The sequence below is a fragment of the Rickettsiales bacterium Ac37b genome (assembly GCA_000746585.2).
In the GTDB taxonomy this organism is placed as follows: domain Bacteria; phylum Pseudomonadota; class Alphaproteobacteria; order Rickettsiales; family Arcanibacteraceae; genus Ac37b.
Genome location: CP009217.2, coordinates 367,395 through 393,053, shown reverse-complemented (window position 1 = coordinate 393,053; position 25,659 = coordinate 367,395). Strand labels below are relative to the sequence as shown.

The 25,659-nt window shown below is 31.8% G+C and carries 22 protein-coding genes and 1 tRNA gene; 12 read left to right on the top strand and 11 right to left on the bottom strand.

The window, feature by feature from the left end; translation table 11 throughout:
• Positions 1-2 precede the first annotated feature (2 nt).
• A complete protein-coding gene (gene dnaC, locus NOVO_01955; GenBank protein AIL64786.1) occupies positions 3-1,505 on the bottom strand; it encodes a Replicative DNA helicase in 1,503 nt (500 codons plus the stop codon).
• A 115-nt stretch (positions 1,506-1,620) separates the two neighbouring features.
• Between dnaC and dapF the strand changes: the two genes are divergently transcribed.
• The 3 genes from dapF (at position 1,621) to ftsY (ending at position 4,925) form a co-directional block, all read left to right on the top strand.
• Positions 1,621-2,460: a Diaminopimelate epimerase gene (gene dapF / locus NOVO_01950; GenBank protein AIL64785.1), complete on the top strand. Its 840-nt coding sequence runs from the start codon at positions 1,621-1,623 to the stop codon at positions 2,458-2,460.
• 231 nt (positions 2,461-2,691) lie between these two features.
• On the top strand, positions 2,692-3,975 hold the full coding sequence (miaB_1, locus tag NOVO_01945; GenBank protein AIL64784.1) for a (Dimethylallyl)adenosine tRNA methylthiotransferase MiaB: 1,284 nt from the start codon (positions 2,692-2,694) through the stop codon (positions 3,973-3,975).
• Positions 3,972-4,925, top strand: coding sequence for a Cell division protein FtsY (gene ftsY / locus NOVO_01940; protein AIL64783.1), 954 nt, complete (start codon positions 3,972-3,974; stop codon positions 4,923-4,925). The genes miaB_1 and ftsY overlap by 4 nt, the downstream gene beginning before the upstream one ends.
• 310 nt (positions 4,926-5,235) lie before the next feature.
• On the opposite strand, the gene dacB is transcribed toward ftsY, so the two are convergent.
• Positions 5,236-6,603, bottom strand: coding sequence for a D-alanyl-D-alanine carboxypeptidase dacB precursor (dacB, locus tag NOVO_01935; protein ID AIL64782.1), 1,368 nt, complete (start codon positions 6,601-6,603; stop codon positions 5,236-5,238).
• Between the two features lie 510 nt (positions 6,604-7,113).
• Here dacB and NOVO_01930 point away from each other — a divergent pair.
• Both NOVO_01930 and proS read left to right on the top strand, forming a co-directional pair.
• Entirely contained in the window at positions 7,114-8,859 is a 1,746-nt protein-coding gene (locus NOVO_01930) for a Spermidine synthase (GenBank protein AIL64781.1), read from the top strand.
• 162 nt (positions 8,860-9,021) lie between these two features.
• Entirely contained in the window at positions 9,022-10,314 is a 1,293-nt protein-coding gene (gene proS, locus NOVO_01925) for a Proline--tRNA ligase (protein AIL64780.1), read from the top strand.
• A 492-nt stretch (positions 10,315-10,806) separates the two neighbouring features.
• Here proS and NOVO_01920 read toward each other — a convergent pair whose 3' ends face one another.
• Entirely contained in the window at positions 10,807-11,115 is a 309-nt protein-coding gene (locus tag NOVO_01920) for a hypothetical protein (GenBank protein AIL64779.1), read from the bottom strand.
• A 152-nt stretch (positions 11,116-11,267) separates the two neighbouring features.
• On the bottom strand, positions 11,268-11,660 hold the full coding sequence (locus NOVO_01915) for a Transposase (protein AIL64778.2): 393 nt from the start codon (positions 11,658-11,660) through the stop codon (positions 11,268-11,270).
• A gap of 218 nt (positions 11,661-11,878) precedes the next feature.
• Here NOVO_01915 and NOVO_01910 point away from each other — a divergent pair, with 218 nt between their 5' ends.
• The 4 genes from NOVO_01910 (at position 11,879) to NOVO_01895 (ending at position 16,855) form a co-directional block, all read left to right on the top strand.
• Positions 11,879-15,568, top strand: a complete 3,690-nt coding sequence (locus NOVO_01910) for a LysM domain-containing protein (GenBank protein AIL64777.1) — start codon at positions 11,879-11,881, stop codon at positions 15,566-15,568.
• Positions 15,569-15,571: 3 nt separating this feature from the next.
• A complete protein-coding gene (locus NOVO_01905; protein ID AIL64776.1) occupies positions 15,572-16,036 on the top strand; it encodes a hypothetical protein in 465 nt (154 codons plus the stop codon).
• Positions 16,037-16,043: 7 nt separating this feature from the next.
• A complete protein-coding gene (locus tag NOVO_01900) occupies positions 16,044-16,481 on the top strand; it encodes a hypothetical protein (protein AIL64775.1) in 438 nt (145 codons plus the stop codon).
• Between the two features lie 131 nt (positions 16,482-16,612).
• The gene (locus NOVO_01895) at positions 16,613-16,855 is read left to right on the top strand and encodes a hypothetical protein (GenBank protein AIL64774.1); all 243 of its coding nucleotides are present in this window, start codon (positions 16,613-16,615) and stop codon (positions 16,853-16,855) included.
• Between the two features lie 98 nt (positions 16,856-16,953).
• On the opposite strand, the gene NOVO_01890 is transcribed toward NOVO_01895, so the two are convergent.
• Positions 16,954-17,030 (bottom strand) — tRNA-Pro (locus tag NOVO_01890).
• Positions 17,031-17,171: 141 nt separating this feature from the next.
• Between NOVO_01890 and pyrB the strand changes: the two genes are divergently transcribed.
• The 3 genes from pyrB to NOVO_01875 all read left to right on the top strand — a co-directional run bounded on the left by pyrB (position 17,172) and on the right by NOVO_01875 (position 19,410).
• Entirely contained in the window at positions 17,172-18,086 is a 915-nt protein-coding gene (gene pyrB / locus NOVO_01885) for an Aspartate carbamoyltransferase (GenBank protein AIL64773.1), read from the top strand.
• A 160-nt stretch (positions 18,087-18,246) separates the two neighbouring features.
• The gene (locus NOVO_01880) at positions 18,247-18,786 is read left to right on the top strand and encodes a hypothetical protein (protein AIL64772.1); all 540 of its coding nucleotides are present in this window, start codon (positions 18,247-18,249) and stop codon (positions 18,784-18,786) included.
• Positions 18,787-18,891: 105 nt separating this feature from the next.
• Entirely contained in the window at positions 18,892-19,410 is a 519-nt protein-coding gene (locus NOVO_01875) for a hypothetical protein (protein AIL64771.1), read from the top strand.
• Between the two features lie 21 nt (positions 19,411-19,431).
• Here NOVO_01875 and rlmCD read toward each other — a convergent pair whose 3' ends face one another.
• The 6 genes from rlmCD to lolC form a co-directional block, all read right to left on the bottom strand.
• Positions 19,432-20,517 carry a 23S rRNA (uracil-C(5))-methyltransferase RlmCD gene (rlmCD, locus tag NOVO_01870; GenBank protein ID AIL64770.1) on the bottom strand — a complete coding sequence of 362 codons (1,086 nt, stop codon included), beginning with the start codon at positions 20,515-20,517 and terminating at the stop codon, positions 19,432-19,434.
• 113 nt (positions 20,518-20,630) lie between these two features.
• Positions 20,631-21,350: an Outer membrane protein PagN precursor gene (locus NOVO_01865; GenBank protein AIL64769.1), complete on the bottom strand. Its 720-nt coding sequence runs from the start codon at positions 21,348-21,350 to the stop codon at positions 20,631-20,633.
• 372 nt (positions 21,351-21,722) lie between these two features.
• The gene (locus tag NOVO_01860) at positions 21,723-22,061 is read right to left on the bottom strand and encodes a hypothetical protein (GenBank protein AIL64768.1); all 339 of its coding nucleotides are present in this window, start codon (positions 22,059-22,061) and stop codon (positions 21,723-21,725) included.
• A 253-nt stretch (positions 22,062-22,314) separates the two neighbouring features.
• Positions 22,315-23,256: a Glucose-1-phosphate thymidylyltransferase gene (gene rmlA, locus NOVO_01855; GenBank protein AIL64767.1), complete on the bottom strand. Its 942-nt coding sequence runs from the start codon at positions 23,254-23,256 to the stop codon at positions 22,315-22,317.
• 482 nt (positions 23,257-23,738) lie between these two features.
• Positions 23,739-24,410, bottom strand: coding sequence for a Lipoprotein-releasing system ATP-binding protein LolD (gene lolD, locus NOVO_01850; GenBank protein AIL64766.1), 672 nt, complete (start codon positions 24,408-24,410; stop codon positions 23,739-23,741).
• Positions 24,403-25,644, bottom strand: a complete 1,242-nt coding sequence (gene lolC / locus NOVO_01845; protein AIL64765.1) for a Lipoprotein-releasing system transmembrane protein LolC — start codon at positions 25,642-25,644, stop codon at positions 24,403-24,405. Before lolC ends, lolD begins: the two co-directional genes overlap by 8 nt.
• Positions 25,645-25,659: the final 15 nt, after the last annotated feature.

Genomic DNA, 25,659 nt, shown 5'->3' with positions numbered 1-25,659 from the left:
AATTACATCGCTTCAGCATGATTGTCAAATTTTGTAGTATTAGATTTAAAGTGTAATTTAACATTACCTATAGGACCGTTACGTTGCTTGGCTATAATAATTTCTGTCAAATTTGCTATTTGATCCATTTCATCTTGCCATTTGTTATGCTCTTCTGTACCAATTTTAGGTTCCCGTCTTCCAACGTAATACTCTTCCCTATATATAAACATTACTATGTCAGCATCTTGTTCAATTGAACCAGATTCACGCAAATCAGAAAGCAAAGGACGTTTATCTTCGCGTTGTTCTACAGCACGTGATAATTGTGATAAGGCTATAATAGGAATATTTAATTCTTTAGCGATTGCTTTTAATCCTTGAGTAATTTCAGAAATTTCAAGTACACGATTTGTTTCACTATTTTTACTAACACCCCGTATTAATTGTAGATAATCCACAAATAATACGGAAAGATTGTGTTTACGCTTTAATCTGCGTGCTCTGGTTCTTAGTGCTGAAATTGTGATAGCTGGTGTATCATCAATAAAAAATGGTAATTGGTGTAATTCTTTGCTTGCGGTAATTAGGCTGGTAAAGTCTTGTTCAGAGATCTGCCCTGATCGTAAACTAGAAGAGTTAATGCCAGTAGTCATAGTTAACATACGAGCAGCTAATTGTTCGGATGACATTTCAAGTGAAAAGAAGCCAACAGAAGGTGCAGATTCTTCTATAATAGGATCTTTAGTAACTTTATTAGTATAGCTATTATATAAATATTTACAAGCGTTGAAAGCTAAGTTTACTGCTAACGCAGTTTTACCCATAGAAGGACGACCAGCTAATATAAGTAAATCAGAATTTTGTAACCCACCTAAAATTTTATCTAAATCTATAAATCCTGTAGAAACCCCTGTAACTCTTTCTTTATGCTTAAAAGCAATTTCTGCTTTATTAATTGCATCTAATATTGAAACTTTTAAAGATCTAAACCCAGAAGCTCCAGAATGATTATCATTTGCTAAAGAGAATAACTCTTGTTCTGCACGTTCAATTTGTGCAGAAGCTGTAAGCTCAATTTCGTTATCATACGCGTGGTTAACTATATCTTGTCCTACATTAATTAATTTACGTCTTACAGATAAGTCATAGATCATACGTCCATAATCAAAAATATCAATAATTGTAGCTGCAAGACCTGTAATTTGTGCCAAATAATCAGCTCCACCTAATTCTTTTAAAGTCTCATCTTTATCAAAATAATTTTTTAATGTGACAGGTGTTGCAATGATACCGCGTTCAATGAAAGTATTAATAGCATTATAAATTTTTTGATGAATAGGTTCATAAAAATGTTCAGAATTTAAAAAATCATTGACCCTAAGTATAAGTTCATTGTTGATTAATATAGCACCTAATAGCGTTTGTTCCGCAAGAGTATTATATGGTATAGAACGATATATAACATCTAGTGTTGTATTATCATTATTAACTTTTGTTACAAGAGAAGTTTTAGTATTAAGCATGGGTTTATAAACTAGTTATTAGTTGCAATTAAATTATATGTAAACTATTATTAGCATATAATGTAAACGTTTATTATTGATAATCTTTTCAAGAAGATATAGCTAAAATTATTCTATGTCCATTATAAATTTTATTAAAATGCATGGTTGTGGTAATGATTTTGTGGTGATTGATACAAAGTCATTACAAGACGCGGTACTACCAATAGATGTAATAAAGAAGATTACTGATCGTCGTTATGGGGTAGGTTGTGACCAATTAATATTGATCGAAAAATCTGAAGATGCAGATTGTTTTATGAGAATTTATAATGCCGATGGTACTGAAGCAGGGGCATGTGGGAACGCTAGTCGGTGTGTGGCTAGTTTATTGGCTAATACCATTCACAAGAACAAGATTACTATAGAAACTGCTACAAATATATTGATGGCAAACATACACGCTAACGGATTAGTAACTATAGATATGGGAGTACCGAAGTTTTCGGTTTCAGATCTTAAATTATTATGGGATATAAATCCATTATCGTTGCAGATTAAAATAGATGATATGAGTATAGATGCTGCTGCAATTAACGTAGGTAATATACATTTGATATGCTTTTATGATAATGATATTAATTTAGAAAGTTTGGTTACTCAAGTTAATGCCCTCCAAATTTTTGCTGAAGAAGTGAATATCAGTGTTATTAATATTGATCATGATATAGTATATGGAAAGTTTTCTATAAAAATACGTACATGGGAACGTGGAGCAGGGGAAACTTTATCTTGCGGGACTGCTGCTTGTGCTGCTACTGTTTCAGCTATTAAAAGAGGATATATATTACATAATACAAGCGTAGAGGTACATTCTAAAGGGGGAACACTATCTATAGAGTGGTTTAGGGATAATGGAAGTATAATGATGACAGGTGAAGCAATTATTAGTTTCACTGGCCAAATTAATTTATAATAATTCTTATAATAATTCTTATAATAAGGACCACTATTGTTGCAAATTAAATTATAATTTTCGCTCAAAGGCTTTAAAAAAAAGCCTTTTACTAAATTAGGTGCATTGAGCCTAATAAATTGTAATTCCAAATTATTTATGATAAAAGAACCCATTAAGAATATATCATAATATATTTGTGCATTAATGTTTCTAGTTCCTATTTTCAAATTAAAGTTAATTGACGAGTAGGTGGTCTGGGATGATGAAGTATTTAAAGGTATAAACATGAATGAAGTGATTACATTTGGTTGTAGACTCAATATATATGAAAGTGAAGTTATTAAACAGCAATTGAATATAGCTAACGCAGAAGATGTAATAGTCATAAATAGTTGTGCTGTTACTAAAGAGGCGGAGCGCCAAGTCAAGCAGACTATTCGTAAATTATCACGAAAACATACCAATAAAAAAATTATTGTAACAGGTTGTGCCGCGCAATTGCATCCTGAAGATTTTGCTTCTATGCCTGAAGTATATAGGGTTATAGGTAATGAGCAGAAATTTATAGGAGAACATTATAGAACAGATCAGGAAATAACTCCAAAAATTATAGTAAATGATATTATGTCTCTTACTGAGACAGCTTCACATATGGTGCAGAGTTTTGAGGGCAAAGCAAGAGCTTTTATTCAAATTCAAAATGGTTGTAATCATCGTTGCACTTTTTGCATAATACCTTATGCTCGTGGCAATAGTAGAAGTGTACCAATTGGTGTGATAACTAGCCAGGTAAAGCTTTTAATAGAGGCTGGATATCAGGAAATAGTATTTACAGGTGTAGATTTAACAGATTATGGAAAAGATTTACCAGGATCACCAAGTTTAGCACAAATGATACGTAGAGTATTGAATTTAGTCCCAGAATTATCTAGATTGAGGTTATCTTCAATTGATGTGGCAGAAATTGATCAGGAGTTATTTGAGCTAATTACAGGGGAAGAAAGGTTAATGCCTCATATTCATATTAGTGCTCAGGCTGGCGATGATATGATATTAAAGCGCATGAAAAGAAGACATAGACGTGCGGACCTTATCTCTTTTTGTAAGAATGTGCGTGCTAGGAGGCCAAATGTAGCTTTTGGAGCAGATCTTATTGCTGGTTTTCCTACCGAAACTGAGGAAATGTTTACAAATACTCTAAATTTTATTAGTGAGGCAGGATTACAGTATTTGCATGTATTTCCTTATTCTGAACGCGATGGAACACCGGCTGCCCGTATGCCCCAGGTTGATTTACCAGTACGTAAGGAGAGAGCTGCAAAATTGCGTGATGCAGGCGCAAAAGAATTGAGTTCTTTTTTAAAGAAACAATTAAATAGTTTTGTTAAGGTTATTGCTGAAAAGGAACATTTAGGGCGTACAGAGAATTTTTCTGTAGTAGAATTTACTGAAGAGGTAATACCAGGAAATGTGATCAATAGCCATATAATAGCTTATACAAATGATAAATTAATAGCAGAAGTGGTAGCATGACAGAAAAAGAACAAAATTTTTCATGGTTTAACAGATTAAAGTTAGGGTTAAGTAAAAGTTCAAACAAAATATCACAAGGGATTAGTAATATATTTACTAAAAAGAAACTTGATAGGGTGAGTTTGGAAGAATTAGAGGAATTATTAATTGAAGCAGACTTAGGAGTAACTACTAGTGCTTTTATTATTAAAGAATTATCTAGAAAATACTTTGATAAAGAAGTAACAGGTGAGGAAATCAAACAAGAATTAGCTAGTATTATTGAAAATATGTTAAAGGACTATGCAGTGCCTATTAGCTTGAATGAACAGCATATTCCTCAAATTATGTTAGTTTGTGGTGTAAATGGTAATGGTAAAACTACTACCATTGGTAAACTTTCTGCTTATTATCAAAAGTTAGGTAAGAAAGTATTAGTTGCTGCATGTGATACTTTTAGAGCTGCAGCAGTATCACAATTAAAAGTGTGGGCAGAGAAAGTTGCTTGTAAAATTGTATATGGGCAAGAAAATTCTGATCCGGCAAGTGTAGCTTATCAGGCTGTTGAGCAGGCACTAGCAGAGAAGATAGATATAGTGCTTATTGATACTGCTGGTAGGTTACATAATAAAGCTAATTTAATGGAGGAATTAGCCAAAATGATTAGAGTGATAAAAAAATTATCTGCAGCAGCACCTCATAATATTGTGTTAGTTTTAGACGCTACTACTGGTCAGAATGCTGATAGACAAGTTGAAGTGTTTCAAAATCAAGTAAAAGTTTCTGGTCTTATAATTACTAAATTAGATGGTACAGCTAAAGCTGGAGTGGTTGTGAATATTGCCAAAAAATATTCTCTGCCCATACATGCTATTGGTGTGGGTGAAGGGATATTAGATTTACAGCCCTTTGATCCTAAAATGTTTGCTGAGCATTTGGTGGGTATCAGTGATTATAAAACTCTTACCTAAGAAATTTTGAATAAGGATAGGTGAAAAAGAGAATTATAGTATAGTAAATTAAGTTGTATTTGGGACGAGGAGCGATAGAGAGAAGCCTACAAAAATAGTAGTGTCAAATGAAGATGCATATGTCGTCATTCGTCGCTCTCCGAGCAATTAGTAGGCGTAGGCTCCTCATTCCGAGTGTCATCTCCATTTGACACTACTATAGGAGGAGAGCTTTGAGTTAACCCATCTCCCGAAGCAAATCAATTTACTATATCTGCTAAGCAAGCTGAAAAAGCTATATAGTAGATGTACAAAACCTGAGGAAAATTTATCAAAAATTGCTGATAAACTGGTCAATTATTTTTGATATTTCTTTCGATGGGGGAGCAAAATTATGAGCCACAATTATAAATATTTTTGGTTGTTTATGATTTATCTTATAACCACATAAACAGCTTATACCAGACATACTTCCAGTTTTCGCTCTTATATCTGGAGCTAGTTCAATTCTATCTACTAAAGTACTATTTTTTTCACCAGGAGCAGCCAAAGAAGCTATAAATTCCTTATCATAATAACCTTGCTTTAAGATTTCAAAGAAATTTCTGGGATTAATTCTATTATAGCGCGATAATCCAGACCCATCAACTATTAAACTTTCGTTAAGATCAACATTAAAATATTGCTTTACCAATTGTTTAACAATTTTGTCGCCATCATTCCAATGAATTATAGAAGTTGGGTTATCTGCATGAATAATTTTTAAATATAGACTATCAAATACTAAATTATCAGATATTTTCAAGGCAGGAGGTAAAAATTCTTTTAATTTTTTTGAATAAAATTTATTATATATGACGTGATTAGGAATTAAATTTTTATAATCACGCATAATTTCAATCTTTCCTTTAATATTTAAAATTTTCATAAGTTTTTTAAATTTATTGATTAAATAATAATCTAATTCTTGAGGGGAAATTTCTAACTCCAAAGAAGTATCTTTGATATTAATCTGCCCAGTTGCGTAAATAATATTATTATCCTGCCAAGTTAAATTAACTGAAGAAGGCTCATTAGTAGTCATGATGGTAGAATTAATTAAATATTCTGAATCGTTGATAAAATATGCTCTCTTACCAAGCTCTGTAGCCATTATTGTTACTTTGATTAAATTTTTATCTAAATTTATAGATGAAATTGGTTGAGCATAATTGGTTCCTATATCGTCTAACATTATATTAAGAGAGTGAGATGGAACTTTGAATAAGGATGCATCTAATATAATTTTACCATCAATTTGCTGATTTCTTATAGGTTCTAGTAAGGTTAATAAATTATCTGAAGTTAGATTAGGATCTCCTGCAAAAGAAATGACTATATTTTTTATATTTTGTTTTTTAGATGACGAACTAATATATAATTTAGTTTCATAGCGGAAATCTGGTCCTAAAGTTTTAAGTGCAAGCAAAGCAGTAATAGTTTTTTGACAACTTGCAGGGGTGATATATACATCTGCAAATTGTTCAGCGTTAATATAGTTATTATTAATATTACCTATTATATAAGAATAAAAAGCTGGCTTTTTGCTATATAGAAATTTTGAAGATGATGAGGTGCAGTTGGTTAAAAACAAACATAAAATTATCAAGAAAACTTTAAATAAATATCTTTTCATATTAGTGGTTTTTAGGTGTTTCATAATACAATTTTTATACTATAGTAAATTAGTTGTATTTGGGATGAGGGCAGATAGAACGAATCTTACCAATAGTAGGAAAGCTTTGAGCTAACTGTGTCCCGGATTCAAATCAATTTACTATAAGTTCTTGGACAAAGTCAACTTTATTGAATGGTGACAGAGGTATTTTAGGGCATAATAAGTGAGTATACCTAGCTACATAATATGTAAATATAGGTATTTTTCTAAGCAGCTTAAGATTTTAAGTTTTAGCATTATGGAAATATGGTATATACTTCTTTTCGATTATATAGAGTAAAAACATTTGAATTTGATATACAGCACAACTTTAGCTCATTCAGCAATGAGTAGGCTTTGCTCTTTATGCACTTAGTATAAAATTTCAAATGTTTTTACTATAGTTTTAATTTGGATTAGAATTTTATTATTTAAATTTATGTATTATTTACGTTCTAATTACTTTTCTAATGAGATTAATTGCTATCAATTCAATAAAAAAAGAGTGTTAATATGGGAGAAGATATAAAATTTATTTATAATCGTGATAATATTTATATATCATTGTTATCGTTTCTTTCCGTATGTTTGGTTTTGGGAACATCTAATTTTTTTGGTAAAGTTAATTTACTACATATTTTATTGCCTGTAGCTTTGTATAGCTTATCTTTGCTCTTTATGATTATAACCTATAAAGTTTTTAACATAAGGATTTTAATAGATAGTTTGGTTTATATATTGCTACCAACTCTAATTATTTTTTCTACAGGGGAGGAGTTTGGGTATTCTGTTTATATATTATGGATAATTGCATTTTTGGTAATGAGTATAGTGTGTATACATGAACTATTAATTGTTAAAGATAATATTAAAAGCCAGTTATTTTATTTAAATGTTATAAGTGGAATGTTACTTGGAATTATTTTTAGCTTAAGTATTATTTATTCTAGGGCTTCTACTATTATTTTACCTATGGTAGCTGTGATAGTGTATCTTCTTACCCTAGCTTGGTATAATGGCGAAAAAAATATAAGTAAGCTAGATAGTATAAAACTTTTTATTTTCTGTATAATATTATTATTATTAAAAATTAGTTGTACTACTAATATATTAAATTCCTATCATTTTTTGGTGCACATAACATATATTATATACACCATATGGCTAATTTTATCATTTAGAAATCATCTATATAAACAAAGTATAATTGTAGGCTGTCTCCTTATAATTGGGCTATTTATGCCACATAATCAAGCTAATGTATCTTTAGAAGTAGAAGCTGTAGCTTTCATTTCTGCTATTTCAGTGTTATTTTTTATTAAAACACCTACAATTTATAGTATTAAAACTAAGTATGCTCATCTTAAAATATTAGATAATAATCGTAATAACACTAGACTTTTATTTAGTAATCTTGTGTTGCAGGGTTTACAATCATTAGATGATGAAAAAAAATTTGAGCCCACTTCTTATTTTTGCAAAGAAGGCCCCATAGGGCAAGTTTTTAGAACTTTACAGGATAAGTTGAAAAATATAGCTGTAATTGGCCTTGGGACAGGTACGGCAGCTGCTTATGGTCACGAAGGACAAAATGTTACTTTTTACGAAATAGATCAGGTTATGAAGGAGATAGCTTATGATTATTTTAGTTATTTACGTGATAGTAAAGCAGATATAAAAATTGTTTTAGGAGATGCACGTGAAACGCTAGTAAATGTAAATGATCATAGTTATGATATGATTATTTGTGATGCTTATATAGGTGCAGATACTCCCCAAAATCTTATGACTTATGAGGCGATAAGGCTATATATTTCAAAATTAACGAATAATGGAATATTATGCCTACATATTTCTGGTAGAAATGAAACCTTTATAAATATGATATCTAAAAACCTAAAAGAAGCTGGTTTATATGGATTTATACAGTCATATAACTTAAATAATTTTCAAAAACCAAATATATATTGTGAGGTAGATGGACTTATAAGTATGAAAACAAAAGTAAGTTCATATAGTTTATTAGGTAAAATTCGAAAAATATCATATATATTTCTTGAAAAAATAATGGATCAAATAGGTATGGTGAATGAAAGGGCAAATGCTTGTCAATCTTCTAGGTGGATTTGTGCTGCTCGAGATGAAAAGTATTTATTTGAGTTAATTGTAAATCCTAAATGGAAACCTCTTGATTTTAAAGATAATGTACCACTTATTACAGACCAAACAATAGGATATACAACTTTTGCAGATGGATAAAATGTTGGTAATGGTTCGTAAGTGTTGAACAAATTTTCATACAACTTGATTATCTAATGATTTTCAATTATAAAAAAGTTTTAGGAATTATATGATAGATACAAATCAATTTCATAGAACCTAAAATATTTTAGTCTATTTTATTATTTATGGTATTTACATATGCGTCTTTCTAATTATTTTTTACCTATTATTAAGGAAAATCCTCAAGAAGCTTCAATAATTTCACATAGGTTAATGTTACGTGCTGGTATGATTAGGCAATTAACCTCCGGTATATATAATTGGTTGCCGCTTGGTATGAATGTGTTATCTAAAATTAGTAATATTATTAGGTCAGAAATGAATAAAATGGGTTCATTAGAAATTTTAATGCCAAGTATACAGCCAGCAGAATTATGGCAGGAATCTGGTAGGTATAATGACTACGGTAAAGAAATGCTTTGTATGAAAGATAGGCATGAAAGGAATATTTTATTTGGGCCTACGCATGAGGAAGTGGTAACTGATATTTTTCGTCATAATGTTAAATCTTATCGAGATTTGCCAAAGAATTTATACCAAATACAGTGGAAATTTAGGGATGAAATTAGGCCACGTTTTGGAGTAATGCGTGGTCGGGAATTTTTGATGAAGGATGCTTATTCTTTTGATTTAGATTTTGTGATGGCGAAAGAAACATATAATTTATTTTATAAAACTTATTTTAAGATTTTTAAGGCTTTGGGGTTAAACGCTATAGCTGTTAGCGCAGATAGTGGGGCTATTGGTGGCAATTTGAGTCATGAATTTCATATTATTGCGGATACTGGAGAGAGTGCAATATTTTATGACTCTGAATTTGATACGTTAGTTAAAGATAATACTCTAGATATAGATAGAATGCATAATTTATATGCAGCAGCTGATGAAAAGCATGATCCTAGTAATTGTCCTATTCCTGATTCCAAATTAAGTAGCAAACGAGGAATAGAAGTTGGTCATGTATTTTATTTTGGTAATAAATATTCTAAAGCTATGAACGCCTACGTAATTAATAGTAAAGGTGAACAAGTGCCAGTTGAGATGGGTTCATATGGTATAGGTGTTTCAAGGCTTGTAGGCGCTATAATTGAAGCAAATTATGATGATATTGGTATTATTTGGCCTGAACAAATTGCACCATTTTATATATCATTAATTAATTTAAGGACTAAGGATGCTGAGTGTACAAAACTTGCTGAATCAGTTTATCAGACATTACTAAAGAATAATGTGGAAGTAATATATGATGATAGTGAGCAAACAGCAGGAAGTAAGTTTGCAACACATGATCTTATAGGAATTCCGTGGCAGATAATTATAGGTCCTAAGGGTGCTAAATATGGTAAGGCTGAGTTGAAGAATCGTAAAACTATGTCTGTAGAAGAATTATCAATAGAGGCTTTATTAAATAAATTAAAAATAACCAGATAATTTTTCAGAAATATAGTAAATTAGTTGTATTTGGGACAAGGGCAGATAGAGCGAAGCCTATAAATATAGTAGTGTCAAATGAAGATGCATATGTCGTCATTCGTCGTTCTCCTAGGTTGTGTGAAGTTTTCTTTAACGAAGCCATATAAGAATGTCTACAAAATTAAGGAAATTTAAGAATATATTTGCAGATTTATCAAATCTTGAGAATATTCTACGAAAATGCTTAATTTTACCAAACAAACATTCAATCAGATGGCGCTCCTTATAAATATGCCTATCATGAGGACGTATTACTTTACGATTCTTCCTAGAAGGAATAACCACTTCGCAATCATTTGTTTTTAAGCTTTCTATCAATTTGTTCTAGCCATATACGATATGGCCTCTATAAATTTTCTTAGCTTTTTTTGATTTTTGCTTCTTATGTCTTTTCTTTTGCTCAATTGGTAATAAATTTGTTTCCAATCATTATTTTTTATGTATAGTCAATTAAGTTGAGAATGGCATAGAGAAGCCATAATCAATAGCATCGCTAAGGTTATTAAAATTAGTAATGATAGGTTTGATTTTAGCTTTTAAATGAGCCCAATATTTTTCAATTGGGTTGAGATCAGGAGAGTAAGGTGGTAAGAATAAAAGTTTACAGCCTATATCTTCTATTAAATTCCTAGTTCTAGCTGACTTATGGAACGTTGCATTATCAAGTATTACAACTTGACCAAATCTTAGTTCGGGCACCAAACACTGACTAACCCACTCGTTAAAAACTTCTGTATTACATGTGCCCTTGAAACACATTGGCGCAATAATTTTCTTCCCAACCTTACCTGCAATAAAGCTTTCTCGATCATGTTTTTTACCTGAGATATCACCATAAACTTTACTTCCTCTGAGACTGTATCCCCAAGAATAGTACAAATAGCTATCAATTCCACTCTCATCAATATAAACTATATCTTCCGCTTTATAGTTTGCGATAGCTGCCAAAAATAATTGCCGTTTTGCTTCATCCCGTTCACGATAGAGTGTGGTCTTTTTTTTCGTGTGATCCCCAAAGTCTTGAATGCCAAACAGATAGCAGCTGTAGACACATTAAAAACCTTTGCAAAATCAGATAATAGCCAATTGCTGTTTTTAGACACCTCGTTTAATAATTTGATTGGATCAAGCTTCTTCCATGTCTTAGCTGCTCGTGTGGCTGCTAAATTCCCGGATTTCGATCTCGATAACCATCTATAAATTGTTCTTTCACCTATGCCAAAAATTCTTGCAGCTTCTTCTCTGGTATAACCTTTATTAACATAGTGAATTACTTTTTTACGTAAATCTAAGGAATATGCCATTGCTTCTACTGTTTTGGGTTTATGAGCTTTTTAATATATCATATATCATGTCTTTATCAACTTAATTTACTATAGATATCACAGAGGAATTAAAATCAATAGATGAGCGAGCATATCAGCATATCGTATCAGTTTTAAAATCAGCCAAGAGTTTAACGAATAACAGTCCAACTAAATTAAGCAAAAATGATCAAGAGCTACTAAATGCGCTTCTGGCAATGAATAATCTGGTGAAAAATGGTCATCACACAACCGAGCGAGTGAAGGATCAATATGAAAATTTAATAAAAACCTCACCTCCTCCGTCTTATCAAGCTAAAGAGATATGGAAAAAGGCACCAGGCTACCATAATAAAAATAATAATCAAAATAATAAGCATAATAAGCAGACTAATACAAATAACGGAAATATAGAGCAAGAAGAGCCAGAAGAGCAAGAAATTTCGTTATCAGCCAAAAATTTAGGTGCAAGTAGCCTTGAAGAAATAGGATTGTTAGAAAACATATTAAGTCAAAATCAAGATTATAAACCAGAGCACTTGAGCCTAAAGCAGCTAGTTGATACTAAACTTCGTTTTATTTATAACTTATGGCTAAATGATATAGGGGTCTATACGAAGGAATTTGAGAGTTTACAGATTCAAGAGAACTGGGCGAAGTTACTTCGTCATCTGCAAGAGGTAATTATCAGTCACAGCCAGTGTGCAAGTCTTACTCAAAGAAAATATAACGCACATGACATTTATCCTATCACTGAACTAATGTATCAGTTAGGGCAGGATCTAATTGAAACCAATTTGATGCTGAAAAATGCATTTAGCAAATTTGCCAAAGAAATAAGCAAAGCATATAAAAGCGGTCTAGATTTGTTTACTAATCCAGCTTATTTAATTCGCAAAGCCTATAATCAGCAAGCTATTTATGATTATCAAGGTGATAACAAGAATAAGACAGCTATTTATGAATATAAACCACTCACTGCTGGTGTTGCCATGCTTGATCGTGCCATTGCGATGGACCCGGGCAAAGCCTGGCCGGCTTTAAGCGGTAAAGCTTTCCTGCAATTAATTGATGAAGGAAGAGAGATAACTGATGTTGAAGATGCAAAAGAAGGGCAAAGAGTTAAGAATCAATTTATAGATACTGAAAATGCTGCAGTAAATCTTCTTCTTACCCGGGAAATACCGGAAAATGAGATGTTACTCAATTTTATGGCAACAACGAATGTAGCGCCACTTCACTCTGAACTAGGCAAGCAGCAGCTAGTGAAACTTAACATTCTAGATAGGGTAGCAGAGCTTTATAAGAATAACACTAAGCTAGTAGAAGAAGCAGAGCCAAATCAAATGCCAAGAGTCACTCGTATTCTGGTGCTTGATGAGCTCTTTGATAAAAGCAAAAATCTCACGGAGATTGCGGGTAATCACTATAACCTAACTCAGCTAAATGATCAGAACCTCTTGATGCTAAATGAAGCAGCAAGGAGTTTTGATTTGGCGGATTATCGTGATGTGCTAGATACACTTAATCAACAAGGGGTAATTGTTTATGAGCTTGGGCTAGTTGAACTCAAAGAAGAGAGTAGCTGGTCGGGGACGATCCTTGCTGTAGTCATGGGAATTGGGCAGGTTTGCTTAGGGGTAGTGCTGATGGGGGTTGGTGGACCATTTCTTATACCATTTAGTTACGGGCTGATAGGTTCTGGGATCGGTGATCTTCTCAACTCGGGGTTGTCAATAATCCACGGGGTGCCAATAAGTCTTAGTGATTACCTTAAATCTTTCTCAATGAATTTGGCAATTAACTTGATTGGCAGTAGTATTGCTTATATTGGTAATAGCTATTTTAAGGTGGTGATAGATGCCGTAAAAGAAGGGGCGATGGCTACTCATCTCCTCAAGCAATTTGGGTTACAAGTGAGTATGATGGTGGCAAGTCAAGCACTGCAAGATATAGGTAATAAGGCTCTCGATAGTAATGATGGGGCGATTGAGGGTGAGGTACGCGCTGGGATTGAACATTTAGTTCATGATCACGAAGAAGATCTGCGCATTATCTTCTCTGCTGGTCCTGCTAAGGTGCGTGAACTACTCTCTGCTGCGCAAGATATCCTATCAGACATAGCTCGCAAAAACCATGGAACGGGTGCGCAGCTTGTTGCTTCAACTGCAAGAACCATGATCAGCACCTTTAAGCCAGGCACAACTATTCTTGCGATGGGCGCGGTGGCTGCTGCAACTATGGGGATGGGCTATGATAAAGCAGATCATGCGGTTGATGAGTTTACTAGCCGTTTTGGTGAGGCAATTCATCATATGGCAAGCCAAACCTTTCCTTTAGAGAGGATCACTAAGGAAGGGTTTGATGCTAAACTTCCAGGCTTTACGGAAAATCTCATTAGCTTCGTATTTACGCAAGTAAAGGGTGTCTATAAAGCGGATGTAGTTGGCCCACTGGCAAATTTTGGGGGCAATTTACTTGGCATGGGCTTTATGGAGTTTTTAGATGCAACTGCGCAAAAACTCTTCGGCCCTAAAATCAAAGAAGTTGAACATAAAGCGCAAACTATCTTAATTGAAAAAGCAAAAGATACCAGCGAGTTTATTGCAACTGGCGATAATAATGGTGGAGGAGCTAACGACAATAATAAACCAACTTCCTATGAAGTAAAACAGGGTGATACCTTATCTCAAATTGCTAAAAAACATGGTACGACAGTTGCAGAACTGATGAAACTGAATCCCAAAATCACTGATCCTAATACTATCTTTGCTGGTGATAAAATTAAACTGCCAAATGGCGCTAAATATAATCCATCAAAGCAAGCAAATGATAATCATCATACACAAGGGCAGAATAAGTTTCCAGCTGGAGCTCAAGATAGTAACTATATAGCTTCCAAAGCAGGAGCAAGTGCTTATAATGCGGATCATGCAGCAATTGACCGCGCAGTTGATGAAATCAAAGCTTCGGGCCTTGATAAAGATGCGATGAAAAAGGAACTGCATAAATTTGTGGATCAGTTAAGAAATGCAAGCCCTGAGCGCCGTAAAGAGATTATGACAGATTTATATAATCAAGCAAACCCTACTGAAAAGAGTCTATTTGCTAAAATTAGTGATAGCATAATCCAAACATCTCATGCTTTTGGTCCGGCAACGCCAGCAGTTTTAGCAGTTAGTTACTGCTTATCAAACCCAGTATGTAGCGCGCTCTTAGTTGGTACGGCAATTACTGTGTACCATGCCATACTCACCGAAGTGAATAAGGGCAATATTATTTATACCCCCGAGCATAAGAATGAGGGAAGCATACTGAGCACGCCAATACATCAAGAGGAAGGCAAAATCCTGTCCACACCAATGCCTGAAGCAGAAGGCATTAAAATTTTGCACACGCCAATCCCAACCAGCAAACAGTCAGTAGACCAAGGCTTTGAAATCCCTGATTCTGATGTGGATATGTCTATTTTATATAAAATCAAAATAGATAATAATGGGAAAATAGATTTTACTGACTTTGATATCAAGAATCACGAAGGTCAGGCACATAAAGGGCATACTGAATATAAACACATTGGTAGGGATATAGATTATTTGAGTGGAAGATTTGCTGAGCATAAGCAAAAAACAGGAAAAGATTTAACTGGATCTACCACCTACCCAGATTATGAAACAGCTAATAAGGTAGTAAAGGGAATTCTAGAACAGAATGAAAAGGCATTTGTAGATTGGATAAAGAATGCTGCTGTGGGCAAAAGTCAGGAATTTATAGGAAGTTTTACAGAAAATATAGGAGAAGGTTTAAAACCAGGAGAAACTAGGTTAACCCCTAGAAATAAAGCTGTTGTTCGAATACTTAAAACTCAAGATGGTCCTAAAATTATAACTTCTTTTCCAGTGGAGTGAACTATGGATATTGATCAACATAGATTTTTTTCAAACAAATATGATTGGATTTCATGTCTTTTAGGATATTTCCTAGAAGACACTTATCTTGATCTTGAAAAACCTGAAAATTTGTCGCCAAAAGAATTTGGAACGCAACTTGATCTTGGTACAATTAAGAGATATATCGAAACCTTTGAAGCTAAATATATAATGGAAACCATCAAGCAAGGAAGGGAAATTCTAGCATTAGAAGAATTTCCATCAAAATGGATAGCAGATACATGTAATTTTTCTTATCCGACTATTGAAGAACATAAGGAGTGGGTTACTTGGGTAATAGATGAGTTAGAAAAACACGCCAAGATAGCTGGTAAGTTTGTTACTGACAATCCTATAATTCAAGAGGAAAACAATGTTAACAAAACCATCTCCAAGGATAACAAAGACCTAAAACTTCCTGGGTTTGAGTTAGATTCTGGAGAGTAAGTTCAGTATGATGGTGGCATCGCAGGCACTGCAAGATATCGGAAATAAGCCAGGCACAACTATTCTTGCGATGGGCGCGGTGGCTGCTGCAACTATGGGGATGGGCTATGATAAAGCAGATCATGCGGTTGATGAGTTTACTAGCCGTTTTGGTGAGGCAATTCGCGGCAGTAGATTCAACGATATTTTAATAGGTGATTCTGGTAATAATAGATTAAGAGGAGAAAATGGTGATGATTTCTTAGAAGGTAAAGAAGGAAATGATTATTTACTAGGAGGACAAGGAGCTGATATCTTTAATTATCAATTAGACATGGAGAATGGCAATGATACTATAGGTGATTTTGATATTTATGAAGATAAAATAAAAATTACTTCTAACGCTTCTTTGACGTTCTTAGAAATTAAGTCTTCTATTACAAGTAATCCCAAAGTTATGCTGTAATTAATTTAGGTACTTGGTCTGTCACTTTGATAGGTATTGATGCAGCAGAATTAAATGAAAGTAACTTTTTGATAAGTTAATAGGATAATGGAGTTGGGATAATATTTATTTTTTGGTGGTTTCATAAAAAAATGTTAAATTCCTTACATCACAATGTAGAAATAATTAGGCCAGCATCAGCTATTAATGATTTTAAATTTATTTCAACATGGCTATTAGTAAGTATTGGGATTAATATTATTATGTGGAACTTTTCTTTTTACTCAACTGTCTATAAAACAGTTCATATATATATTATACAAAATTTGATATTTTATTTAATGGTCAAAATGAAATTTTATAATTACAAATTAATTAAAAAGGCCAAAGTTTAAGTAAAAATGAATAGCGGTCATTATTGCAATTTGCGGCACTAACGCGGCACCAAGATAATTTTGGTTTTTATGATTTTGTCTAAAACTATTGATTTTTATGGTCGGGGCAGAGAGATTTGAACTCCCGACCCTCTGGTCCCAAACCAGATGCGCTACCAGACTGCGCTATGCCCCGAACTTGAGTAGATAACATTCTAAAAGCATTTATATATGTGCTAACACTAAATTTCAAGTAGAATTTATCATTAAGTGCTGTTAATTTAGAAAAAATCAAGTATTTTTAAATTGAGATAATATAACTTGTAGGTATTTATTTATGTCTAGTAATGAAAGAAAACGTAATTTACTTAGTATAGAAGATTTATCAAGTCAGGATGTTAAGACTATCTTCAATTTTGCAACAGAATTTGCACGTAATATGCATGCCCACTTCTCTAATCTATTCCAAGGCAAAGTCGTCTTAAATGTATTTTTTGAAAATTCTACCCGTACTTTAACTTCCTTTGAAATTGCTGCAAAACGCTTAGGTGCACATGTAGTAAATATACAAATCGCACATTCTTCCATTAATAAAGGTGAAACTCTTAAAGATACTATGTTAACTTTAAATGCAATGGAACCAAATTTTTGTATTATTAGACATAACGAAAGTAGCTCCGTAAAATTACTAGCGCAATATATGTCTTGTTCAGTAATTAATGCTGGTGATGGAAGCCACGAACACCCAACACAAGCTTTGCTCGACGCTTTTACTATCAACCAAAAACTGGGTAATTTTTCAGATTTAAGAATTGCAATATGTGGAGACATTTTACATAGTAGAGTTGCCAGATCTAACTTAATTTTATTCACTAAATTAGGTGCCCATGTCAATCTTATTGCCCCATCCACTTTATTACCATCAATCAATATGCAAAATGTTAGTACATATACTAATATGAAAGAAGGTATGAAAGGCTGCGACGTAGTAATGATGTTACGTATACAACAAGAGCGTATGCATCATTCTTTTATTCCTTCATCTAGTGAATTTTTTAAATTTTATGGACTAAATAGCGAAAAATTATCCTATGCTAAGAAAGGAGCTATGGTAATGCATCCTGGACCAATTAATCGTGGTGTAGAAATTGAAAGTAACATAGCTGACAATGTTGAGAATAGCTTAATACTTGAGCAAGTTAAAAACGGTGTATTCATAAGGCAAGCAGTTTTTCAATTCCTTAATCAATAAAACATCTACACGATTCACATATATACTCCCTTATGTTTTTTCGTCACACTTTAAATTACCTTTTTAAATTATACGCTTTAACACTTTCATGATTATTTTAATATTATTTACTAGATGTTATATTTAACATTTTAATATATCAACTGGAAGGATATAAATAATGGCAATATTTTTTACTCAAAAAAAAGCTATAAGTTATAATGGTATTAATCCTGCTACAGGAGAAATCAAAACCTTTAATACAAAACAAGAGATCTACGATCAAAAGCTTTTTTATTTAAATCATAATGATATAAATGCAATAGAAATAAATGGGAAAATATTTGAAGCTAAACTAATAAATACTGGATTTACATACCTTGGTGATAATGTGATATATGATATATCCCCAACTTCCGATGGGGCAGGATATACCTGCTTAAGACCCAAAGAAAAATCATCACCATTTTTTAAAACTACTTTAGAAGCTGCTTTACCTTTCAATTTAAACAATTATGCTGCTTCTATCCTAACACATTTGAAAGGAATATATAAACTGATAGTTAAAATTGATAATAAATTCTACGAAGGACCAGAATTTTTAAATGATAAACCTTTTCTTAGTGGTAATGATGAACCAGTAAAATATTGCGGAGGTTACATCGAACTTCCAGATGAGGTTACATTTGCGGGTACTAGCAATTTTCACCCTGCAGAATAATTAATGATAAAGTGAATTAATTGACTATTACATCTACTTTCAAAGTAAGTTAATTCACTTTTATTAATATTTATAATAAGGACTATTAACAAAGGAAGAATAAAAATGACAGTATTTTTTGTTAAAAAAGCTATAACAAGTTATAATGGCTTTCATCCTGATACTAAAGAAATTAAAATTTTTTCTACTAAAGCAGAACTAAAAAAAGAAGGATTTACTTACATAACTTCTAATTATTTAGACGTTATAGAAATAAATAATCAAAATTTTAAATCGAAACTTCAAAATATCGGATATGCTTATCTAAATGATGACCTTATACTTGATCTATCACCAAGCTGTGATGGCTTAGGACGTATGTGTATAAGGCCAGGACACGATTCAAGTATTTTTAAAGATCCCTTAGGATATGGGATTGTAAATAAAATTAATGTAACTCCTTCAATATCAGATAACCTAACTGAGATATTACAGCGTCAAGTGACTATTAATAATGAACACTATTATGGTAAACAATTTTTAAATTATGACCATGATTCTATAAATAATTGTGGTAATTACATTGATATTCCTGATAACGCTGTCTTACTACTTGCGGAGAAGTGCTCTTATCATACAGAATAAATTTATTATAAAACATCATAATTAATCTCGTGATAATACAGCTACAATTTCTAAGTGATTACTCCAATAAAATTGATCAATTGCTAAAGAATTAGTCAAAGTGAAGCCTGCATTTTTAAGTATTTTAAGATCACGACTTAAAGTTTTAGGATTGCAAGATACCATAATAACTCTATTTATATTACTTTTGCCAATCTCATGCACTTGTGGTTCTGCTCCATTTCGAGGAGGGTTGATAACAGATAATTGATATTTATTGAGTTCATTCACAAGTAAAGGATATATATATAAATCCCTAAGCTCGGTAGTAATTCTATTTTCTTTACCTCTAGAAGCAGCTTTTATAGCATCTATACTACTGTTATTACCTTCTACAGCATGTACCTTAGCATATTCAATCATAACAAAACTATATGTTCCACATCCAGCATATAAATCGATAATATTTACATAATTTTTACTATGTGCAACAATAAATTCTTGAATTAATTTCTCGCTTTGTACTGTTGCTTGCAAAAAACTATCCGGAGCTACCATAACATATGTATTAGCAATTTTAATTTGAGGAGTTTTTCTAATAATAATTGGAGATATATTATGATTATTTTGCCATGATATTCTAGATATATCATATTTATAGGCAAATTGGACTAGTTCTTCCTGTATCTTTAAATTAGAAAAATTAGTAGCTTTGATTAATATATCTAACCCATTATCTACAAGAGTAATTGCAAATTCATAACTCCCTGTGTCAAATTCTATTAATAATAGTTTTAGACCACCTATAATCTTGACAATATCATCATGCAATATAGGGCATTCTTTAATATCTACAATATTATGGCTCTTATTTTGATAATAGCCTAATTTAACTCCATTTTTAGATTTAATAGCTTTAATTTGTGCTCTACGTCTTGCAGAAGGACCTACAATAATAGGATTTGATATTTTGAAATCCGCAAAGCCAGCCTGCTCTATTGCATTCTTAAATATATTATATTTATACTCTAAATATGCATGATCATCCAAATGTTGTAAACTGCATCCACCGCATTGCCCATAATGTATACATTTATTCTCTAATGTATTTACCAATATAATTACCACCTATTTTTAAATATATATTCAAAGTTTTATACACTTTTATTAATAATTTTCAATATATCTTATGGTGCCTGCAGCTAATTATGGTTGATAAATATTGCTTCTATTAAAACTTTCTAAAACTTAAATGATATACCCACTAATATATTAGAAGTATATAAATTACCTCTTATTAAAGACACAGGTGATTCTACAGGACCAACTGCAATTACATCATACTTTTTGCCCGTTTTAATCTTGCCTAAACTTCTAAATTTATAGCTAAGATTTATATCTATATTATCTGTAACTGGAACCAATATTCCAGTACCAACTTGCCAAGCAAAATTAGAGGTTTTCTGACCACGAATAATAACCCTCTCTGTTGAAGATAATTTTGTAGCTTTAATTTTATTTTGAGAATACCCTACTCCAGCTAGAACATATGGAACAATTTCTGGAATATAATCTCTAAATTGATAACTAGCATTAATAAAAACACTCTGTGTTTCCAATTTAGTTTTATAGGTACCTGATAGCGGTAGAAAACCTTCACCTAGATTTATTGTTGCAGTGTTATTAAATTTATGATTTGATGCAGCCGCTACCTCTAGTTCAATGAAAATATTATCGTATAGTTTTTTACCAAAAATCGCACCATAGTTAGCGGTATTTTTAAAACGTTCTTTAGTAATTTCAGGCTCATATATTACCCTGTCTAACAGCTCAAATTTCACTTTGTTAGTTTGCATAGAAATACCTATTTGAGGTAAAACATAATAATCTTGAGTTGCTAATACTAAATTAGGTAAAAGGGTTAGCAAAGCTGATATTGTTAGTTGTGTAGATCTTTTCATGGATAAGTACCTTTAAGCTTGAATGTATAATAAAAAATAATTTCAAACCTTACCGTTTTTATAGAAGTAAAACTAAAATATAAGATTTTACAGCAAGATATTTTTATTTAATTTTTTTTAACATATAGCCTTGGACCTTTTTATGCAACTGAAATATTATAATTTGTAATATATTACTATGTCCCTCACCACATTAATACCATAAGAACTATTAAGGCAATTTAAAATATAATTGATGAACATACTGTAGTATGTGGCAAAGGCCAAGTTTCTGAAGCGCAACAATGGAGAAATTAATATAACTAACTGGTATCAACAAACTTCCTCTATACATAATATTAGAAGCTTGTTGTAACCATTAATGAGAAATTATTATAAACTCCATTTATGTATAAATGCCATCCATCCACTATTTGCATCAGCACCAACTATATTAATAGTATTTTCATCTGTAACAGAATTATTACCATTATTAGGGGTATTTTCTGATGATAGGTTATAATCAGGTACAGTTGGCGTTTCTATTACTACAAAAGTTTCGATAGCTTTCTTTTCATGTGATAAATGAATATCTGGAAACCCTTCTAGTAATTGTTTTATGATTGGGGAATCTACATTTCCAGTTGTTGTAGTTTTTATAACTGTATGAGATTGTGGTATAATTTGTATATTTTCACGTATTGCTTGTTTTAATTTTCCTGTTCTTGCCATTTTTCTTCCTTAAATATTATTTTGTTAATGTTATTAACTTTTATTAATATATTAAATTATTCCTTAATACAAGATAATATTTTATAGTTTTATTAATATTACAAAATTGTTAATATTAATGTATAAAATTTAATTAGAGTAATATATATAAAATAATATTAGAGATCTAGCTATAGAACTTTATATAATTGTTGAAAATATGTAAGAAATTATTTGGAATAAGTAATATTTGATAACTTTATTCTAATAAACATTATATTCCATTTGCTGACTTGATTCTCTTTCTCTCTAAACCATAATTAGCTACAAAACTATGATTAAAGATTTCTTTTTGATAAATGATAGATCTAAGATAGTTTCCATAATCGTTTTTGCCATAACGATTAGCCAGTTCTAATAACTGCTCTTGATTTATATAACCTTTATTATATGCTATTTCTTCAATACACGCTATTTTTAAACCTTGTCTTACTTGGAGAGTTTGAATAAAGTTTGATGCCTGTAATAAAGAATCAAATGTCCCTGTATCAAGCCAAGCAATACCTCTTCCTAGAAACTCCACTTTCAAATTACCTTTTGCTAAATAAATATTGTTAACATCAGTAATTTCTAATTCTCCTCGCGCGGAAGCCTGCAATGATTTTGCAATTTCTACTACCTGAGAATCATAAAAATATATACCTGTAACTGCCCAAGACGAAATTGGATTCATAGGTTTTTCTATTATTGATACAGGTTTATAGCTACTATCTAATTCTACTACCCCATAACGCTCAGGATCATTAACATAATAAGCAAAAACACACCCTCCTTTGACTAAAGATGTAGCTTTACTCAGCTTATTATATAACTCATGCCCATAAAAAATATTGTCTCCAAGTATTAGACATACTGGCTCATTTCCTATAAATTCTTCACCTATAATAAAACTTTGCGCAATACCTTCCGGCTTTTCCTGTGGTAAATATGATAAATTTATTCCTAATTTTTGTCCATTTCCTAAGAGATTCTTTAATAATGGCAAATCACTAGGCGTACTTATAATAAGTATATCCCTAATATTAGCTAACATTAACGACGATAAAGGATAGTAAATCATAGGTTTATCATAAATTGGTAAAATCTGCTTACTAACAGATTGAGTAAGAGGTGATAATCTTGTCCCACTACCTCCAGCTAAAATTATACCTTTCATATAGCATTTACCCTCAATTAAGCCAGCGCAAGCAAAGAGAAACAATGTCGCAAGTCCAAATTTTTTATTATATAAGCGTAAAGCTGTAATAAAATACAGCTCTACTTTTAACCAACCTCTTCATTTAGTTTGTACAATAATTAAGTAAAAAGTTTATTAATAAAAATAGATTCGGTAAAATAATATTAAAATTATATTATTTTTCATTTGAAATGATACTCCAAGAGTATGAGTAGAGTAAATTGTTGTATAGTAAAAACAGTTTAAGTTCGATACAAGGGATGAGGCGCGAAGCGTAGAAATGCTATTATAGGCAACGAACAACAAAGTAATATTTAAATTGCCACAGCTATAACCGCTTCCCGAATTCAAATCAATTTACTATATCTGTTAAGGAAGCTGAAAAAACTATAGTGAGCCAGATAGCACATTACTTTCGTAGATAGAAGGAATTCCAGAAATACGAAACCTTATTGTTTAAATCAAATTAATATCCCGTTGGTAAGTTTTACTATTCTATCTGCTTTTGACGCAAGAGCCATATTGTGAGTTACAATTAATGAAACAACTTTATGTGTTTTTAGAAACTGAATTAAAGTGTTACTTACCTGCTCAGAAGTATCAGGATCAAGATTACCAGTAGGTTCATCTGCAAGAAATACAGATGGATTATTGGATAACGCTCTTGCAATTGCTACTCTTTGTTGTTCACCACCAGATAACTCATTTGGATAATGTTTACATCTATGCTTTAACCCTACAGAACATAATAAATGCATTGCATATTCTTCAGCTTCCTTCTTTCTTTTATTTTGTATTAGCTGAGGAATCATCACATTTTCTATTGCAGAAAATTCATGTAATAAATGATGAGCCTGATACACAAAACCTATCAAACTTCTTCTCATTAAGGTACGCTCATAATCATTAGTTAATATTAAACGCTTGCCATTGATTATAATATCACCTTTATTTGGCATATCTAAAAGACCTGCAATTTGTAGTAAAGTCGATTTGCCAGAACCAGATGGACCAACTAAAGCAACAATTTCACCCTGCATTATAGTTAGGTTTATACCTTTTAAAATTTCTAAAGTATGATTACCTTGAGTAAAGGATTTATAAATATTATTTAATATGTAAACATCATTCATAACGTAAGCTTTCAGCAGGATTAGTTTTTGCTGCTCTCCAAGCAGGATAAATAGTTGCCAAAAATGATAATAATAATGCTAGCAATATTACTTTAATAATATCACCGTTTTGTACATCACATGGCAAAGAGGATAAATAATATATTACTGGATCAAAAATTGTAGTACCAGTTAGCTTTTCCAATAAGGCTTTAATCGTATTAATATTCAGTGCAAAACTTAATCCCAAAATTGTTCCAGCAATTGTTCCAGCAATCCCAATGGTAGAACCACATATTAAAAATATACGCAATATACCAGAACGACTCATACCCATAGTACGTAATATTGCAATAGCTTTATTTTTCTCCTTAACTAACATTATCAAACTAGAAATAATATTAAAAGCAGCAACAAGAATGATTAGAGCTAAAATTAAAAACATCACTACTCTTTCAGTTTTTAATACCTGGAAAAAGCTAGCATTAATAACTTGCCAATTACTTACACTATATTCCGAACCCAAAATTGTAGATACTTTATCAGACATTTCTAAAGCCTGATTAGGGTCGGCAATCATTACCTCTATAGTATTAACCATACTAGGCATGCGGAAAAGAAGTTGTGCCTGCTCCAGAGACATAAAAAGATTAGAATTATCGTAAAGATACATATCGGTTTTAAATAAAGCTGCTACTTTATAAACTTTACTTCTAGGTATCATCCCTATGATAGTATTTGTTGCTTGAGGCGAAATAATAGTCACTAAATCACCCACACCTATATGTAAAGATGCCGCGAGTTCATTACCTAAGATTACACTATTACTATCTAAATATTCTATATTTCCAGCAATAATATTATTCGCAACTATTGCCTTATTTTTTAAATCATCTATCTTAATTCCTTTGACATACGCTCCTGCTGCAAATCCTCCACTTGCGGCCATAACTTGTGCTTCAATTAGTGGAGTTACTAAAATTACTTCATCATCTTTTGCAATTTGATTAATCAATGATTCAAAATTCCCAATAAACCCTTTACGTTTATATATATTGATATCACCGTTAAAACCTGTCATTTTATTACTAATTTCTGTATGGAATCCATTCATTACTGACATTACCACTATTAATGCCGCAACTCCAAGCATCACACCTAAAAATGAAAACCATGTAATAACAGAAATCATCATAGTTTTTTTTCTTGCTCTTAAATAACGAAATGCTATCAACAGCTCTAACTTAGAAATCATATATTATCCAAACAT